A 14,383-nucleotide genomic window follows, 5' to 3' on the forward strand; every position below is an offset into this window, starting at 1 on the left:
GTTCACACGTGCGGAGGTGCGGGGTGGGAAGGTGCGGAGTCGAGGGCGGACGGCGTTCGGCCACGGCCGCAGCGGCTGCCCGGCCCCTCACGTACGTGCCGTGCGTGCTGTGGCCGGCAGGTGCTTCTCGAAGGGCAGCAGGCCGATGGTTTCCGGGTCGGCCTCCGTGTCGAACAGCGGCGTGTAGCCGGTGGCCAGGTACAGGCCGCGCGCCTCGGGCTGGCGTGGACCGGTGGTGAGGTGGACGCGCCGGTAGCCGCGGGCCTCCGCCTCGCGCTCCAGTTCCTCGACGACGCGCCGGGCCAGGCCGCGCCGGCGGTGGGCGGAGTGCGTCCAGATCCGCTTCAGCTCGGCCGTGGTCACGTCGTACCGGCGGAAGGCACCGCCCGCGACCGGCTCGCCGTGCTCCAGGAGCAGGAGCAGGACGCCGCCGAGCGGGGCCGTGAACTCCTCGTCGGGGTAGCGGGCGAGTTCGGCGTGGGCCTCCTCGCCGTAGCGCGTCGCGTACTCGTCGCCGAGTCCGCGCAGCAGGGGACCGACCCGCGGATCGGACACGGCTACGTGGACGACCGTCGACTCGTCGGCGGACGGCGGCGGGGGCGGTGGTGCGACGGACGTCATCCGGGACGACCTCTCTTCGAATTCTCCGGGGTGGCCGGGCCCGGGGCAACTCACGGCCGCCCCGGAGCATCCTCGGTGCGGCACAGGGGCACGGGCCTCGGGTGGAGTCGGGCGCGTGGGTACGGCCGTGCCGCGAAGGACCGCGGGGGGCCGCTGAGGGCCGCGGAGGAAGGAACTCGGCCCGCGAGGGGCCACCGAGAAAGGGAAGGGCCGGTCAGACGGCCCGCTGCCGCGTCAGGCGCGACATGCCGCGGACCACACCCGACCGAAGTCGATGTGGTCACGGGTGACGAGACGCTCCCCGGAATTCATGCGCCCCATTGAGCCGGACAACTCGCTTCTCGTCAACAACGCCCGGCCCGCCGTATACACGTGCGGAGGCCCTCCGGGCGCCTCCCGGAAGACCTCCGCACGCTACCTCCCCGAAGGGCGTTCGCCTCAGCCGACGCCGGCCGGCGACGCCGTCGTACCGGCGGACTCGGCGGACTCGGCGGACTCGGCGGTGAGCCGTTCCATGCCGCTGGTGTCCTTCAGCGGCTTCTCCTTGATGAACAGCACCGCGATCACCGCGAGGGCCGCGACGGGCGTGGCCACGAGGAAGAGGTCCGCGGTGGCGGCCCCGTAGGCGTGCTCCACGATCTCCCGCATCGGCTCGGGCAGCGTCGCCATGTCGGGCACTCCGCCGTCACCGGACTCGCCCGCCCCGGCCGGGATGCCCGCTTCCGTCAGACCCTTGGTCATCTCGGTGGCGACCCGGTTGGCGAGGATGGCGCCGAGCACACTGGTGCCGATCGTGCCGCCCATGCTCCGGAAGAAGGAGAGCACCGAGGTGGCGGCGCCCAGCTCGGTCGCCGGAACGTCGTTCTGCGCGGCCAGGACCAGGTTCTGCATCAGCATGCCGACGCCGACGCCCATGACGGCCATGTAGACGCTGAGCAGGCCGAAGGGGGTGTCCACCTCGATGGTGGCCAGCAGACCGAGGCCCGCCGTCATGATGATGGAACCCGCGACCAGGTACACCTTCCACCGGCCGGTGGCGGTGATGATCTGCCCGGCGACGGTCGAGGAGACGAGCAGGCCGAGGATCATGGGCAGGCTCATCAGGCCCGCGACGGTCGGGGACTTGCCCAGGGAGATCTGGAAGTACTGCGAGAGGAAGACGGTGCCGCCGAACATGGCCACACCGACGAGGAGACTCGCGACCGTGGTGAGCGTCACCGTGCGGTTGCGGAAGATGCCCAGCGGAATGACCGGCTCCGGCACGCGCGCCTCGACGACGACCGCGGCGATCAGCAGCAGCACGCCCCCACCGGTCAGCACGGCGGTCTGCCACGACATCCAGGCGAACTCGCTGCCCGCGAGGGAGACCCAGATGAGCAGGGCGCAGACGCCCGCGACGATCAGGAAGGCACCCAGGAAGTCGATCTTCGCCTCGCGGCGGACGGTGGGCAGCTTCAGGGTCCGCTGCAGCAGCGCGATGGCGAGCAGTGCGAACGGCACACCGATGAAGAAGCACCAGCGCCAGCCGAGCCAGGAGGTGTCCACCAGAACACCGCCGATGAGCGGTCCGGCCACGGTGCCGACCGCGAAGACGGCTCCGAAGATGCCGGCGTACTTGCCCAGCCTGCGCGGCGGGATGATCGCCGCCATCACGATCTGTGCCAGAGCCGTGAGTCCACCCGCGCCGATGCCCTGCACCACGCGGCTGAAGATCAGCAGGCTCACGTCCTGGGAGAAGCCCGCCAGCAGGGAGCCGACGACGAACAGGGACAGGGACAGCTGGAGCAGCAGTTTCTGGTTGAACAGGTCCGACAGCTTGCCCCACAGCGGCACCGTCGCCGTCATCGCCAGCAGCTCGGCGGTGATGACCCAGGTGTAGGAGGACTGGCTGGCCTGCAGGTCGGTGATGATGCGCGGGAGCGCGTTGGCGACCACGGTGCCGGCCAGGATGGCGACGAACATGCCGGCCATCAGCCCCGACATGGCCTGGAGTATCTGCCGGTTGGTCATGGAGGTGGGTGACGCCTCTAGGGGCGCCGGTGATGAGGTCACTTCAGCTCTTTCACAAACGTTCGAAGGTCGGGTGAGGGACGGACCCGCTCAGGCTTCGTCCACCGGCACGACCGGCACGACCGGTTCCGTGAGTCCGGCGGCCAGGTGGTCGAACACCGTCCGGAAGACGGCCTCGAAGGTGGCCTCGTCCTGCCGCACGCACCAGTGCTCCGCGGCGACACGGACGGCCGTGGTGCCGACTGCGGCCAGCAGCCTCGGATACAGCCCCAGAGCCTGTCGCCGCAGCTCCCCCTCGGCCGTCCCGAAGGGGGGACGGTCCCCGGTGAACAGCGGCGAACCGGCGCCGATGCGCTCCGCGAGCGTCTCGGCCAGAGTGAACTCGTCCTCGACATGGGCGCCGATGCTACGCGCGAGCAGGTGCGGTGACCTGCGCAGCACTTCGGAGTGCAGCCGCCACAGCTCGTGCTGCTGTCCCGCTTCCCCCAGTTCCACGGCCAGCGCGTCGCGCAGCGCCGCCAGCGGGGACACGTCGGCGGGCGCGGCGAGCACCGCCCGCCGGACACGCCCGCTCGACTCCGCGCCCACCATCACGAACGCCTCGTCACGGGAGTCGAAGTAGTTGAAGAACGTGCGGGGCGACACACCGGCCGCTTCGCTGATCGCGTCGACGGTGACGTTCTCCGCGCCGTGCTCCGCCGCCAGCCGCACCGCGGCCGCCACCAGAGCGGCACGGGTCTCCCGCTTCTTGCGCTCCCGAAGCCCGCCCTCTGCGGGGTCCCTGTCACTCACGTCGTGCAGGATACGCAAATATGCAGAGACTGCAAAAATATATTCGGCCCCGCCTCGGCCCCCTTCTCCTCGCCGCACGTGGGTCACAGCGAACGGCCCCCCGGTGTCTCATGCCGACCCCCTGAACACGACGGACACCACGGACGCCATCAAACGCTACGGACGCGGCGCCCGTGCCGTACACGATGGAGACGCCATGAACCTGACCCTGTGGATCGCCACCGGCCTGCTGGCCGCGGTCGCCCTGGCCGGCGGCCTCACCAAGACCTTCGTACCGAAGGAGAGACTGGCCGCGCAGCACGGCGGGGAATGGACCCGGGAAGCCACCCCCCGTTTCGTCAGAACCCTCGGCCTACTCGAACTCCTGGCCGCGGTCGGCCTGGTCCTGCCCGCCGTGCTCGACGTCGCACCGGTCATGGTGCCGGTGACCGCCGTCTGCTGGGTGCTGCTCATGGTCGGCGCGATGATCACCCACGGCCGCCTCGGCCAGTTCGCCCTCGTGCTGCTGAACACGGTCTATCTCGTGCTCGCGGTCTTCGTCGCGTGGGGCCGCCTCGGCCCCGAGCCCTTCACCGGCTGAGGCCCCGGCCGGTGAGCCCGTCCGTGCCCGGTCGGCGGGGCCCGGTACCGGAGGGGCGCCCCGCCGACCGGACGGCCTGTGCCACCCGGCCGGGCAGCACTGGGAGCCTCCTCCACGTTGTCCTTGGTGATCAGGGTGAACCGGATGCCGGAGACCTTGCCCTTCCCCCCTTCTCCATCAGGTCGACCGCGCTCCTGACCGCCGTTTCGCCGATCACCTCGGGCGAGTCGGCGACCGTGGCGGAGAAGCGGCCGCCCTCACCGGCGGCCAGGCCCTCCTCCGTGCCGTTCTCGGTGACGATCTTGACCCCCACCCTTCCCCCGCTCTTGCCGATCGACGGGAATCCCGCCTGTCGCGCGCGATCCGGGAATCCCGCAATGCCGTGCCGTACCGCGCGGGCCGCGACGGAATCCGGGCCGGTGTGGATTCCGTCGACCGGTACAGCGCCCGTGAGCTGGGGTGACGTGACGGAGTGAAGGCGGACGGGCCGGGCGCGCGAGTGGAATCCCGGAATTTCGCCTCTCTGATGTCGGGTTTCCCCGGCGGTCCGGCCGCCGGCTGGCCCGGGGCGGTCCTCGCCCTTCACAGTGGAGCCGATTCATTCGATATCCGCGGTGCCGGGCACCGCACGGGAGTATTTCCTTGAACGCTTCTCGAAAGGCGGCCGGAGACGGTCGCAGGGCAGCCGTGATCGCGTTGGCGTGTGCCGGCGTCTTCGTCGCCTATCTGCCGGTGACGACCGTCGCGGTGAGTCTGCCGGTGATCCAGCGGGCTCTGGGCGCCACGACCGCGGAACTGTCGTGGGTCTCCGACGCCTACGTGCTGCCGGTGGCCGCGCTGATCCTCACCGCGGGCGTGTTCGGCGACGTGCACGGCCGCAAGAAGGTCTACCAGGTGGGCATGGCGCTCAGCGCGGCGGGCGCGGCGGTGTCCCTGAGCACCCAGTCGATCGGGATGCTGTGGGCCGGCCAGGCGCTGGCCGGTGCGGGAGCCGCGGCGTTGCTGCCGGTGACGCTGGCTCTGATCAGCCAGGCCGTGCCGGACCACCGTGAGCGCGGCAAGTACATCGGCTGGTGGACGACCTGCATGATGGCGGCCATGGTGGTCGGCCCGCTGATCGCGGGTGTGATCGTCGAGCACGCCTCCTGGCGGTGGGTCTTCCTGCTGCCGCTGCCGGTGTCCCTGGTGACCATGGCGGTGGCCGCGCGGTTGCTGCCCGGTGCCCGGGCCACCTCCCGGCGCAAGCTGGACTGGCCCGGTCAGGTCACCGCCGCGGTGGCCATGACGGCCCTGGTGTACGGGGTCATCGAGAGCGGCGCCGATTCGTTCACCGCTCCGCAGACCGTCGTCGCGCTGGTGGTGGCCGTGGTGAGCGGCACGCTGTTCGTCGTGGTGGAGCGGCGCAGCGAGTCGCCGATGCTGGACCTGTCCCTGTTCCGCAGTCCGGCCTTCACGGGCTCCACGCTGGTCGTGATGATCAGCTTCCTCGGGCTGATCGGCTTCTTCTTCGTTCTGAGCCTCTATCTGGGCATGGTGCAGCAGCTGGACACCTGGCAGTCCGCGGTGCGCCTGGTGCTGGTCAACGTCGTCTCGATGATCATGGGCATGGTGATCGGGCCGGTGATGCGGCGGGTGTCGCCCCGGGTGATCATCACGGCCGGCATGCTGATCAGCGCGGCCGCCCTGCTGTCCCTGACGACGCTCGGCGTCACCACCTCGTTCGGGTCGCTGGCCTGGCGGCTGGCCCTGCTCGGCCTGGGCCTCGGTATCGCCTTCCCGTGCATCACCAGCACCGCGGTCTCCGCGGTGCCCGGCCGTCAGGCCGGCATGGCCGCCGCGGGCAACAACGCCTTCCGGCAGCTCGGCGGCGCGCTGGGTCCTGCCGTGCTCGGCACCCTGCTGGCGGCGAAGGCGGCCGACACGCTGCCCGGTCACCTCGCCGACGCGGGTCTGAACGGCGGCACGGCACAGTCGATCACCGACACGGTCGGGGCCGGAGGGCTGGGCGCCGTCGCCGGCATGGAACTCGGCGCGGACACCGGCCGGGCGATGGGTGCCGTCTCCGAGGCGTTCCTGGAGGGCCTGCGCCTGTGCCTGACCGTCTCCGCGGTCCTGCTGGTCCTCGCCGCCCTGGCCGCGGCCGTCCTGCTGCGGCGGCGGACGGGGGCGTCCGTCACGGTGGGCGCGGGCGGTTCGGACGGCACGTCCGCCACCGCGGGCGCGGGCGGCGCGTCCGCGCCGTCGGAGGCGGGCGAAGCGTCCGGCACCGCTGTCGCCGTAGGGGTGGGCGGTACGTCGGGCCGGCCCGCGGAGCAGCCGGAGGCCGCGGATTCGTCCTCCGGCCGGACCACGGGCGGCTCCCCCGGGCGCTGACGCCCCCACCCGCATCCGTACCCGGTTCCGCGCTCTTGCGGCGCGCAACCGGATACGGAGCGAGGACCGGGAGACCGGAACCGGAGACCGGGAGACCGGAACCGGAGACCGGGGCGTCGTGCCCCGGGGTGGGCGCGGTCCTACGATGGCTGCCCGCCCCTCCCCCTGCTCACTCAGGAGAGACCAGCAGACCAGTGCCCCCCTCTCCCCTCGACTCCCTCGACCTCAAGCTGTTGCAGGCCCTCGAACTCGACGGACGGGCCTCCTTCAGCCGTATCGCCCAGGTGCTCGGGGTGTCCGACCAGACCGTCGCGCGTCGCTTCAGACGGCTGCGCACCACCGTGAACCTGCGGGTCACCGGCATGACCGACGACAGCCGCCTGGGCAGGGACGGCTGGATCGTCCGGCTCGGCTGCAGCCGGAACACCGCGTCGCGGCTGGCCGGCACCATCGCCGGACGGCCCGACACCCACTACGTCGACCTGGCCGCCGGCGGCACCGAGGTCGTCTGTGCCATCAGCCCGCGCAGCAGCCGGGAACGGGACGATCTCCTTCTCGAGCGGCTCCAGCGCATTCCGCACGTCACCTCGGTCGGCGCGCACTGCATCCTGCGGTCCTACTACGGCAACTCCCTGCGCTGGCTGCGCAAGATCAGCGCGCTCGGCCCGGAGGAGGAGGCGGCCCTGCGGACGCCCGCCCCGGGTCCCTCGGCGGCGCCGGTCGTTCTCGACACCACCGACCAGGTCGTGTTGGAGACGCTGCACCGCGACGGCCGCGCCCCGCTGACCGAACTGCAGTCGGTGACGGGGCTGTCCGAGACGGCGGTGAAGAAGCGTCTGGGACGGCTGCGGGGCACGGGAGTGCTCCACCTCGCCGTCGAGTACGACCACGAGCCCCTCGGGCAGGGCATCGAGGCGCTGATCTGGCTGACGGTCGCCCCGCACGCCCTCGCCGAAGCGGGCGCGGGGGTGGCCGGCCACTCGGCGGTGCGGTTCGCCGCCGCCGTCACGGGGCGGACGAACCTCGTCATCTCGGCTCTGTGCCGCAGCACCGAGGAGCTCTACGCGTTCCTCAGCGAGGGGATCGGCGCGCTGCCCGGCGTCCACACGGCGGAGACCGTCCTCACGCTCCGCCGGGTCAAGACCCTCACCGCCGAGCACAGGTGACACCGGCACCGGACGCGCGTACGGGGCCGCGTGAGTTCCCCGCCGGCCGCGCGTGCCGGTTCATCCGGACGTCGTCCAGCGGGGGGCCGTCTCGGCCCAGGCCCGCTCCCAGGCGGTGAGGTTGCGGCGGCGCACGACGTGGCAGGTCACGGCGTGGGCGGCGGCGCCGGTGAGGACGGTTCCCACGGCGGCGAGGAGGGCGCAGCCCATGCTGCGGCTGCGGACCTCTTCACGCGTCAGCGGCGGCTCGGTCGCCTCGCCGTCGGCAGTGACCCAGACACGCACCCGGCTGCCGGCCGACAGGCCCGGCGGGACCTCGGCCCGGGTGGTGGCGGTGCGCCCGTCGGGGGTGGTGAGACGGACCTCGGCCGGGTAACGGGCGAGCTTCGCCTCGTCGGATCCGGGCTCCGGATGGCGCGGGACGTCCTCGGTGAGGGTCGCGCTCGTCTCGTGCCGGGTCAGGGTCTGGTGGCGGGCCGTCTCCGTGTAGTGGCGGTGGGCGAGCTCCTCGACGACGACGCCCGCCACGGGTGCCACGGCCAGTACGGCGAGCAGCAGCCCGAGGCCGATCCGGGCCTGGAAACGGTCGGTGGAGCGGCGCAGGGGGTTGGGCCGCCGGCGCCACGGCCGGGCGCCCCGGGGCAGGCCGAGGCGGGGTCCCGGGGGCGGCTGCGCGGGAGGAATGGTGCCCGCCACGTCGTAACTCCTTCGGGGTGGGTCGGTCTCGGGGCGTAAGTCACCGGCGCCCGGCGGAATGTGCCGGGCGCCGGTGACGGTGCCCTCCGCACGCGGCACCGCCCCGGTGAGGTGCGCACCGGGGTGCCCCACCGGGAGCGGTCCGGCGGGGTGGGTGTCTGCGGCGGGGGCGGCCACCGCCTGCGCGCCCGGGACGGTGGGTGCAGCGCGCGGGCGGAGGTGTCAGGGGGCCGGGCGGGTCACCCGCGTACGTGCCCCGTACGGGGGTGGTCCGCCCGCACGTGCCGCGTACGCACGTGCTCCGGCCGGTCCGGCGGCCGGTGAGGGGCCGTGGTCATCGCGCGGCCTCCCGCACCTGCTGGCAGCGGGCGCAGTAGCGGGCCTGCGGGACGATCAGCAGCCGGCCGCGCTCGACGCGGCCGCGGCACAGGTGACAGACGCCGTAGTCCCCGGTGTCCATGCGGGCGAGCGCCGCTTCCACGTCGGCGAGCACCATCCGGGCGGACGCGGCGAGCCTGACCTGGACCTCGAGCTGGCCGGCGACCGGCGGTCCGTCCAGGTCTCCCGGGTACGGTCCCGCATCGACGGCGAACTGACGCAACTGGTCCCGTCGGAACAGCTGTTGTTCGCGCAGGTTCGCACGCAACAGGGCGAGGTCCTCGGATGTGAGGACCTCGTCGTGCTCGTCGATCGTCTGGTGGGTCACCACTGCACCCCCCTTGGGCGGAGCGGGAGAGGAACACGGACGGGGGCGGGGGCGGGAACGGGTGCGGTCAGGCCGCGCGGCTCTGGCACGAGACGCAGTACCGGGTGTGCGGGAGGATCTCCAGCCGCTCCGCCGGAACGGGCTTGGCGCAGCCCATGCAGGTGCCGTAGCTGCCGTCCTCGACGCGGGCGAAGGCCTCGTCGATCTCCGTGAGGACACGCTTGATGGCGTCACGCTGGTTGGCCAGCAGGTGGTCGTCGGGACTCTGCCCGGTGTCGTCGAGGGCCTTGAGCTGTGCCACCCGTGTGGTGCGCGCGTGTTCGAGGCGCTGCCGGATCTGGTCCACGGCGGGGTGGTCGGTACGCGATTCGGTGAGGGGCAGGTCGAGCGACACGGAAAGTCTCCTCCGGTGACAGATGGGCGATCCATCACCATCGCCGTTTTCCCGGCCGGAACACATTGGGCGCGATACCCATCTCTGCCGGGTCCGAGGACCCACCCCGGGCGACATGGGCCCGGCGGGCGGGCGGAAATGGGTCACGGAGCCCATCGACCGGATGCCGTCGGCTCGTGCACTGTGTCGGTTTCGCTGTTCGCCGGGATCAGGGGCCGCTGCCGCATCAGGTGCCGCGGTGCCCGACAGTAGAGGCAGACGAAAGAGGAAAGGCGTGACCTCCGTGTCCCTGTACTGGCGGATCTTCGGACTCAACGCGTTGGTGCTGGGCGCGGCCACCGCGTTGCTGCTGTGGGCTCCGGTGACCGTGTCCGTGCCGGTGCTGCTGACCGAGGCGGTGATCCTCGTGGGCGGCATGGGTGTGATGCTCGTCGCCAACGCGGCCCTGCTGCGGATCGGGCTCGCCCCGCTGGACCGGGTGACCCGGCTGATGGCCACCGTCGACCTGCTGCGCCCCGGTCAACGGCTTCCGGTGCGCGGCGGCGGAGAGGTCGCCGAGCTGGTCAGCACGTTCAACGCCATGCTGGAGCGGCTGGAGAAGGAGCGCGCCGCGAGCAGCGCCCGCGCCCTGCTCGCCCAGGAGGCGGAGCGGCGCCGGATCGCCGTCGAACTCCACGACGAGGTCGGACAGAGCATGACCGCCATCCTGCTGGCCCTGAAGCAGGTCGCCGACGAGGCGCCCGCTCCACTGCGCGGCGAGATCCAACAGGTGCAGGAGATCACCCGGGCGAGTCTGGACGAGGTCCGCCGGCTGGTGCGCCGGCTGCGCCCCGGCGTACTGGACGATCTCGGTCTGGTCAGCGCGGTCACCTCGCTCGCCACCGAGTTCGCCACACACACCGGGCTGCGGGTGCATCGTCGCTTCGGCGCCGATCTGCCCACCCTGGACAACGGTACGGAGCTGGTGATCTACCGTGTGGCGCAGGAGAGTCTGACCAATGCCGCCCGGCATGCCGAGGCGCGTTCCGCGACGGTGAGCCTGTACCGGGACGACGACCGTGTCGTCCTCGAGGTGACCGACGACGGCCGTGGCATCGGCGCCGCCCACGAGGGGGCCGGCTTGCGCGGTATGCGTGAACGGGCCCTGCTCATCGGGGCCACACTGGACGTTACTCCCGTCACCCGGACCGGTACCCGGATCCGGCTGGCCGTGCCCGCCGTCAGGAAGCAGTCATGAACCACCAGGCCCCACCGACCCCGATCCGCATCCTGCTCGCCGACGACCACGCCCTGGTGCGCCGCGGCGTCCGGCTGATCCTCGACCGGGAGCCGGACCTCGAGGTCGTGGCCGAGGCCGGTGACGGTGCGGAGGCGATCTCCATGGCCCGCGCCCAGGAGATCGACCTGGCGGTGCTGGACATCGCCATGCCCCGGATGACCGGTCTGCAGGCCGCCCGTGAGCTGTCCGCGCTGAAGCCGGGCCTGCGCATCCTGATGCTGACGATGCACGACAACGAGCAGTACCTGTTCCAGGCGCTCAAGGCCGGGGCCGGCGGGTACGTGCTGAAGTCGGTCGCCGACCGCGATCTGGTCGCCGCCTGCCGGGCCGCGATGCGGGACGAGCCGTTCCTGTACCCGGGGGCGGTCACCGCGCTGATCCGCAACTACCTCGACCGGGTCCAGCACGGCGAGGAGGCGCCCCAGCTGCTGACCCCGCGCGAGGAGGAGGTGCTCAAGCTGGTCGCCGAAGGGCACTCGTCGAAGGAGATCGCCGAAATGCTCTTCATCAGCATCAAGACGGTGCAGCGGCACCGCGAGAACCTGCTGAGCAAGCTGGGGCTGCGGGACCGCCTGGATCTGACCCGTTACGCCATCCGTGCGGGGCTCGTCGAGCCTTGAAAGCCGCCCTGCCGGGACGTGTCTCCCGCACCGCCCGCCTCCCGATCCGCGCCGTCGCGGTTCTGGCCGCCCTGGCGGCCGTACTCCTGACCCTGGGGTTCGGCCTCATCGACGACCCACGGGCCGTCCACGCGGCGCAGTCGCCCGCCCACGACGCTCCCGCGGCGTCCGACGGGCCGGGGCCGTCCGTTCCGGAACCCTCACCCGCGCCCGGGACCCACTCGTCCGACATCCGTCCGCACACCGACGACGGCTGCACCGCCCGCATCGTCCCCCTGAGGCCGCAGCGTGATGCCGGGGAGCGCACCGTGCCGGCGGGCCATCTGCTCTTCACCCCCGCGCACACCCCTCGCATACCTCCGCAGCCGCCCCGCCCCGCCCCGGCAGCCGGGCACGCGGCGCCCGCCGCCGCCCACATGCCGTCGGACCTCGGCCGGGCGCCTCCCGGACCGTCCAGCACATGAGAGTCCTGTTCCTTTCCTCTCCGCCGCGTCCGGACCGGCCGCGGCGTGACTGCTGGAGTCATCCGTGAAAAGTTCCGCCCGTATCCGGGCGTTGTTCGCACTTGTCGTGATCGCCCTGTCCGTCTACATCGCCGTGACGGTCCCCGTCCGTCTGGGGCTCGACCTGCGCGGCGGTACCCAGATCGTGCTGGAGACCCGTTCCACCGAAACCCTCGAGGCCGACGGCGAGGCGACGGACCGCACGCTCGAGGTGCTGCGCGGCCGTATCGACGCCCTCGGTGTCGCCGAGCCCTCCATCGTCCGCTCCGGTGACAACCGGATCATCGTGGAACTCCCCGGCGTGCAGGACCCGCGGCAGGCCGCCGAGGTGCTGGGCCGTACCGCGCAGCTCACCGTCCACCCGGTGCTCGGCCCCGGTACCGATCCCGGGTCCGCCAAGAAGCTGCCGAAGGGCGAACGCGTCCTGGCCGACGAGGCCGGGGAGCGGCTCCACCTGGCCCCCGCCGCGCTCACCGGCCAGGACGTGAAGGACGCCGAGGCCACCTTCGACCAGCAGAGCGGCGCCGGCTGGATGGTCACCGTGGACTTCGCGGACGACAAGGGCTGGTCGAAACTGACCGGCGAGGCGGCCTGCAATCCCGCGGGTGATCACAAGCGCCGGGTCGCGATCGTGCTGGACGGCAAGATCATCTCGTCGCCGCAGGTCGACCCGTCCGTGGCCTGCGGGGCCGGCATCACCGGCGGGTCCACCCAGATCACCGGGTCCTTCACCTCCGACGACTCCAAGGAACTCGCCCTGCTCATCAGCGGCGGTGCCCTTCCGGTGCCGGTCGAGACGGTCGAGCAGCGGACGGTGGGCGCGACGCTGGGCGCCGAGGCCATCGAGTCGAGCGCCTGGGCCGCCGCCCTCGGCACCACCCTCACCGCGCTGTTCATCATCGTCGTCTACCGGCTGATGGGTTTCCTGGCCATCGTGGCCCTGGCCTGCTACGGCGTGATCTCCTACGCCGCTCTCGCAGGCCTCGGCGCGACCCTGACCCTGCCGGGTCTGGCCGGTTTCGTCCTGGCGATCGGCATGGCCGTCGACGCCAACGTGCTGGTCTTCGAACGAGCGCGCGAGGAGTACAGCAAACGCAACCGGCCCAGCAGCCGCTCGGCCCTGACCGCCGGCTTCAAGGGCGCGTTCAGCGCGATCGCCGACTCCAACATCACCACGCTCATCGCGGCGGGGCTGCTGTTCCTGCTCGCCTCCGGTCCGGTGAAGGGCTTCGGCGTCACCCTGGCCATCGGTGTCGTCGCCTCCATGATCAGTGCGCTGGTGATCACGCGGGTGCTGGCCGAGTTCGCCGTGGCGCGCCGCTGGGTGCACCGTCGGCCGAAGCTCACCGGTCTGGCCTCCATCGGGCGGGTCCGTGAGTACCTCACCCGTCGCAACCCGCAGCTGATGCACCGCCCGCGCCGCTGGCTCATGGTGTCCCTCCTCGTACTCGTCGTCACCGGCGCCGGCATCGTGGTGCGCGGGCTGAACTTCGGTGTCGAGTTCACCGGCGGCCGGCTGATCGAGTACTCGACCACCGAGACCGTCGATCCGGACCGAGCCCGTGCGGCCCTGGCCGACGCCGGCTTCCCGCAGGCCGTCGTGCAGTCCTCCGGGGACAACGGGCTGACGGTGCGTACCGAGGAGCTGAACAACGCCGAGGCGGTGAAGGTCGCCGAGACCATCGACGAGGTCGGCGGCGGGGCGGAGAAGGTCCGCGACGAGCTGATCGGCCCGAGCCTCGGCGACGAACTGCGCCGCAACGCGCTGATCGCGCTCGGCCTGGCCCTCGGCGCCCAGCTCCTGTACCTCGCCTTCCGGTTCCGCTGGATGTTCGGTACGGCGGCGGTCAGCACCCTGGCCCACGACGTGGTGATCCTCACCGGTATCTTCGCGTGGCTGGGCAAGCCGATCGACGGGATCTTCCTGGCCGCGCTGCTCACCGTGGTCGGCTACTCGGTGAACGACTCCGTCGTGGTCTTCGACCGTGTCCGGGAACTGTGGCAGAAGGATCCCAAGGCGCCTCTGGCCCAGTCCACCAACACGGCGGTCCTGCAGACGGTGCCCCGTACGGTCAACACCGGTATCGGTGTGATCTTCATCCTGGCCGCGCTGGCTCTGCTGGGCGGTGACTCGCTCACCGACTTCGCGCTCGCCCTGCTGATCGGCATGCTGGTGGGTACGTACTCGTCGGTCCTGACCGCGTCACCGCTCGCCATCGAACTCGATGCGTACAGCGGCCGCGGTAACGGCGGTGGCCGTCGTCGCGGCAGCCGTCGCGGCGGCCGTCGCCGTGGCGGTCCGGCGCTCGGGAAGTCCGGTGTGGAGAACTCCGGGCGGGCCAAGGCGGAAAGCCGTGGACAGTGACGCCGCACGGTTCGCCGTAGGAGACGGCGAGGAGCCGTAGGCGACCTCGGTCGTGGGGGGGGGGGGCGCCCCCCCGCCCGGCCGCGGGGGGGGGGGGGGGGGGGGGGGGGGGCGCCGGGGGGGGGGGGGGGGGGGGGGGGGGGGCGGGGGGGGGGGGGCCCGGGGGGGGGGGGGGGGCCCCCCCCCCCGCGGGGCAGACGGGAATTGCCGGACCGGCCCTGAGGCCCGGCCGGCGCGGGTCAGGGGGTGGGGCCGACGCTGTTGCCCACGCCGCCGCC

Annotated in this window: 14 protein-coding genes; 7 read left to right on the plus strand and 7 right to left on the minus strand. The window is 72.2% G+C overall.

Features of this window, described 5'->3' with window-relative positions:
* Positions 1 to 87: 87 nt before the first annotated feature.
* From ACIF80_RS25735 to ACIF80_RS25745, 3 genes are all read right to left on the minus strand, one after another.
* Positions 88 to 621 carry a GNAT family N-acetyltransferase gene (locus tag ACIF80_RS25735; protein WP_399808872.1) on the minus strand — a complete coding sequence of 178 codons (534 nt, stop codon included), beginning with the start codon at positions 619 to 621 and terminating at the stop codon, positions 88 to 90.
* A 438-nt stretch (positions 622 to 1,059) separates the two neighbouring features.
* On the minus strand, positions 1,060 to 2,631 hold the full coding sequence (locus ACIF80_RS25740) for an MDR family MFS transporter (protein WP_399808954.1): 1,572 nt from the start codon (positions 2,629 to 2,631) through the stop codon (positions 1,060 to 1,062).
* A 90-nt stretch (positions 2,632 to 2,721) separates the two neighbouring features.
* Positions 2,722 to 3,423, minus strand: a complete 702-nt coding sequence (locus ACIF80_RS25745; protein ID WP_399808875.1) for a TetR/AcrR family transcriptional regulator — start codon at positions 3,421 to 3,423, stop codon at positions 2,722 to 2,724.
* Between the two features lie 196 nt (positions 3,424 to 3,619).
* Between ACIF80_RS25745 and ACIF80_RS25750 the strand changes: the two genes are divergently transcribed.
* Complete coding sequence (locus ACIF80_RS25750) at positions 3,620 to 4,003, plus strand: DoxX family protein (protein ID WP_399808878.1); 384 nt, start codon at positions 3,620 to 3,622, stop codon at positions 4,001 to 4,003.
* A gap of 130 nt (positions 4,004 to 4,133) precedes the next feature.
* Here the strand turns inward: ACIF80_RS25750 and ACIF80_RS25755 are convergent, their stop codons facing one another.
* Positions 4,134 to 4,316: a hypothetical protein gene (locus ACIF80_RS25755; protein WP_399808881.1), complete on the minus strand. Its 183-nt coding sequence runs from the start codon at positions 4,314 to 4,316 to the stop codon at positions 4,134 to 4,136.
* A 329-nt stretch (positions 4,317 to 4,645) separates the two neighbouring features.
* Between ACIF80_RS25755 and ACIF80_RS25760 the strand changes: the two genes are divergently transcribed.
* Together ACIF80_RS25760 and ACIF80_RS25765 are read left to right on the plus strand one after the other, a co-directional pair.
* A complete protein-coding gene (locus ACIF80_RS25760; protein ID WP_399808884.1) occupies positions 4,646 to 6,376 on the plus strand; it encodes an MFS transporter in 1,731 nt (576 codons plus the stop codon).
* Positions 6,377 to 6,570: 194 nt separating this feature from the next.
* Complete coding sequence (locus ACIF80_RS25765; protein WP_399808887.1) at positions 6,571 to 7,542, plus strand: Lrp/AsnC family transcriptional regulator; 972 nt, start codon at positions 6,571 to 6,573, stop codon at positions 7,540 to 7,542.
* A 60-nt stretch (positions 7,543 to 7,602) separates the two neighbouring features.
* On the opposite strand, the gene ACIF80_RS25770 is transcribed toward ACIF80_RS25765, so the two are convergent.
* From ACIF80_RS25770 to ACIF80_RS25780, 3 genes are all read right to left on the minus strand, one after another.
* A complete protein-coding gene (locus ACIF80_RS25770) occupies positions 7,603 to 8,238 on the minus strand; it encodes a hypothetical protein (protein WP_399808890.1) in 636 nt (211 codons plus the stop codon).
* A gap of 334 nt (positions 8,239 to 8,572) precedes the next feature.
* Positions 8,573 to 8,944: a TraR/DksA family transcriptional regulator gene (locus ACIF80_RS25775; RefSeq protein ID WP_399808892.1), complete on the minus strand. Its 372-nt coding sequence runs from the start codon at positions 8,942 to 8,944 to the stop codon at positions 8,573 to 8,575.
* Positions 8,945 to 9,011: 67 nt separating this feature from the next.
* Entirely contained in the window at positions 9,012 to 9,338 is a 327-nt protein-coding gene (locus ACIF80_RS25780) for a TraR/DksA family transcriptional regulator (protein WP_399808894.1), read from the minus strand.
* Between the two features lie 274 nt (positions 9,339 to 9,612).
* Between ACIF80_RS25780 and ACIF80_RS25785 the strand changes: the two genes are divergently transcribed.
* The 4 genes from ACIF80_RS25785 (at position 9,613) to secD (ending at position 14,105) form a co-directional block, all read left to right on the plus strand.
* Complete coding sequence (locus ACIF80_RS25785; protein ID WP_399808896.1) at positions 9,613 to 10,575, plus strand: histidine kinase; 963 nt, start codon at positions 9,613 to 9,615, stop codon at positions 10,573 to 10,575.
* Complete coding sequence (locus ACIF80_RS25790; RefSeq protein WP_332432128.1) at positions 10,572 to 11,237, plus strand: response regulator transcription factor; 666 nt, start codon at positions 10,572 to 10,574, stop codon at positions 11,235 to 11,237. Before ACIF80_RS25785 ends, ACIF80_RS25790 begins: the two co-directional genes overlap by 4 nt.
* Positions 11,234 to 11,701 carry a hypothetical protein gene (locus ACIF80_RS25795; protein ID WP_399808900.1) on the plus strand — a complete coding sequence of 156 codons (468 nt, stop codon included), beginning with the start codon at positions 11,234 to 11,236 and terminating at the stop codon, positions 11,699 to 11,701. Before ACIF80_RS25790 ends, ACIF80_RS25795 begins: the two co-directional genes overlap by 4 nt.
* Positions 11,702 to 11,765: 64 nt before the next feature.
* A complete protein-coding gene (secD, locus tag ACIF80_RS25800) occupies positions 11,766 to 14,105 on the plus strand; it encodes a protein translocase subunit SecD (RefSeq protein WP_399808902.1) in 2,340 nt (779 codons plus the stop codon).
* Positions 14,106 to 14,383 lie beyond the last annotated feature (278 nt).

This window comes from Streptomyces sp. NPDC085927 (assembly GCF_044540975.1).
GTDB classification, from domain to species: Bacteria; Actinomycetota; Actinomycetes; order Streptomycetales; family Streptomycetaceae; genus Streptomyces; species Streptomyces hirsutus.

Coding starts and splice junctions, on each gene's coding strand:
- ACIF80_RS25735 (WP_399808872.1), bottom strand. CDS start 621: ATGACGTCCGTCGCACCACCGCCCCCGCCGCCGTCCGCCGACGAGTCG.
- ACIF80_RS25740 (WP_399808954.1), bottom strand. CDS start 2,631: ATGACCAACCGGCAGATACTCCAGGCCATGTCGGGGCTGATGGCCGGC.
- ACIF80_RS25750 (WP_399808878.1), top strand. CDS start 3,620: ATGAACCTGACCCTGTGGATCGCCACCGGCCTGCTGGCCGCGGTCGCC.
- ACIF80_RS25790 (WP_332432128.1), top strand. CDS start 10,572: ATGAACCACCAGGCCCCACCGACCCCGATCCGCATCCTGCTCGCCGAC.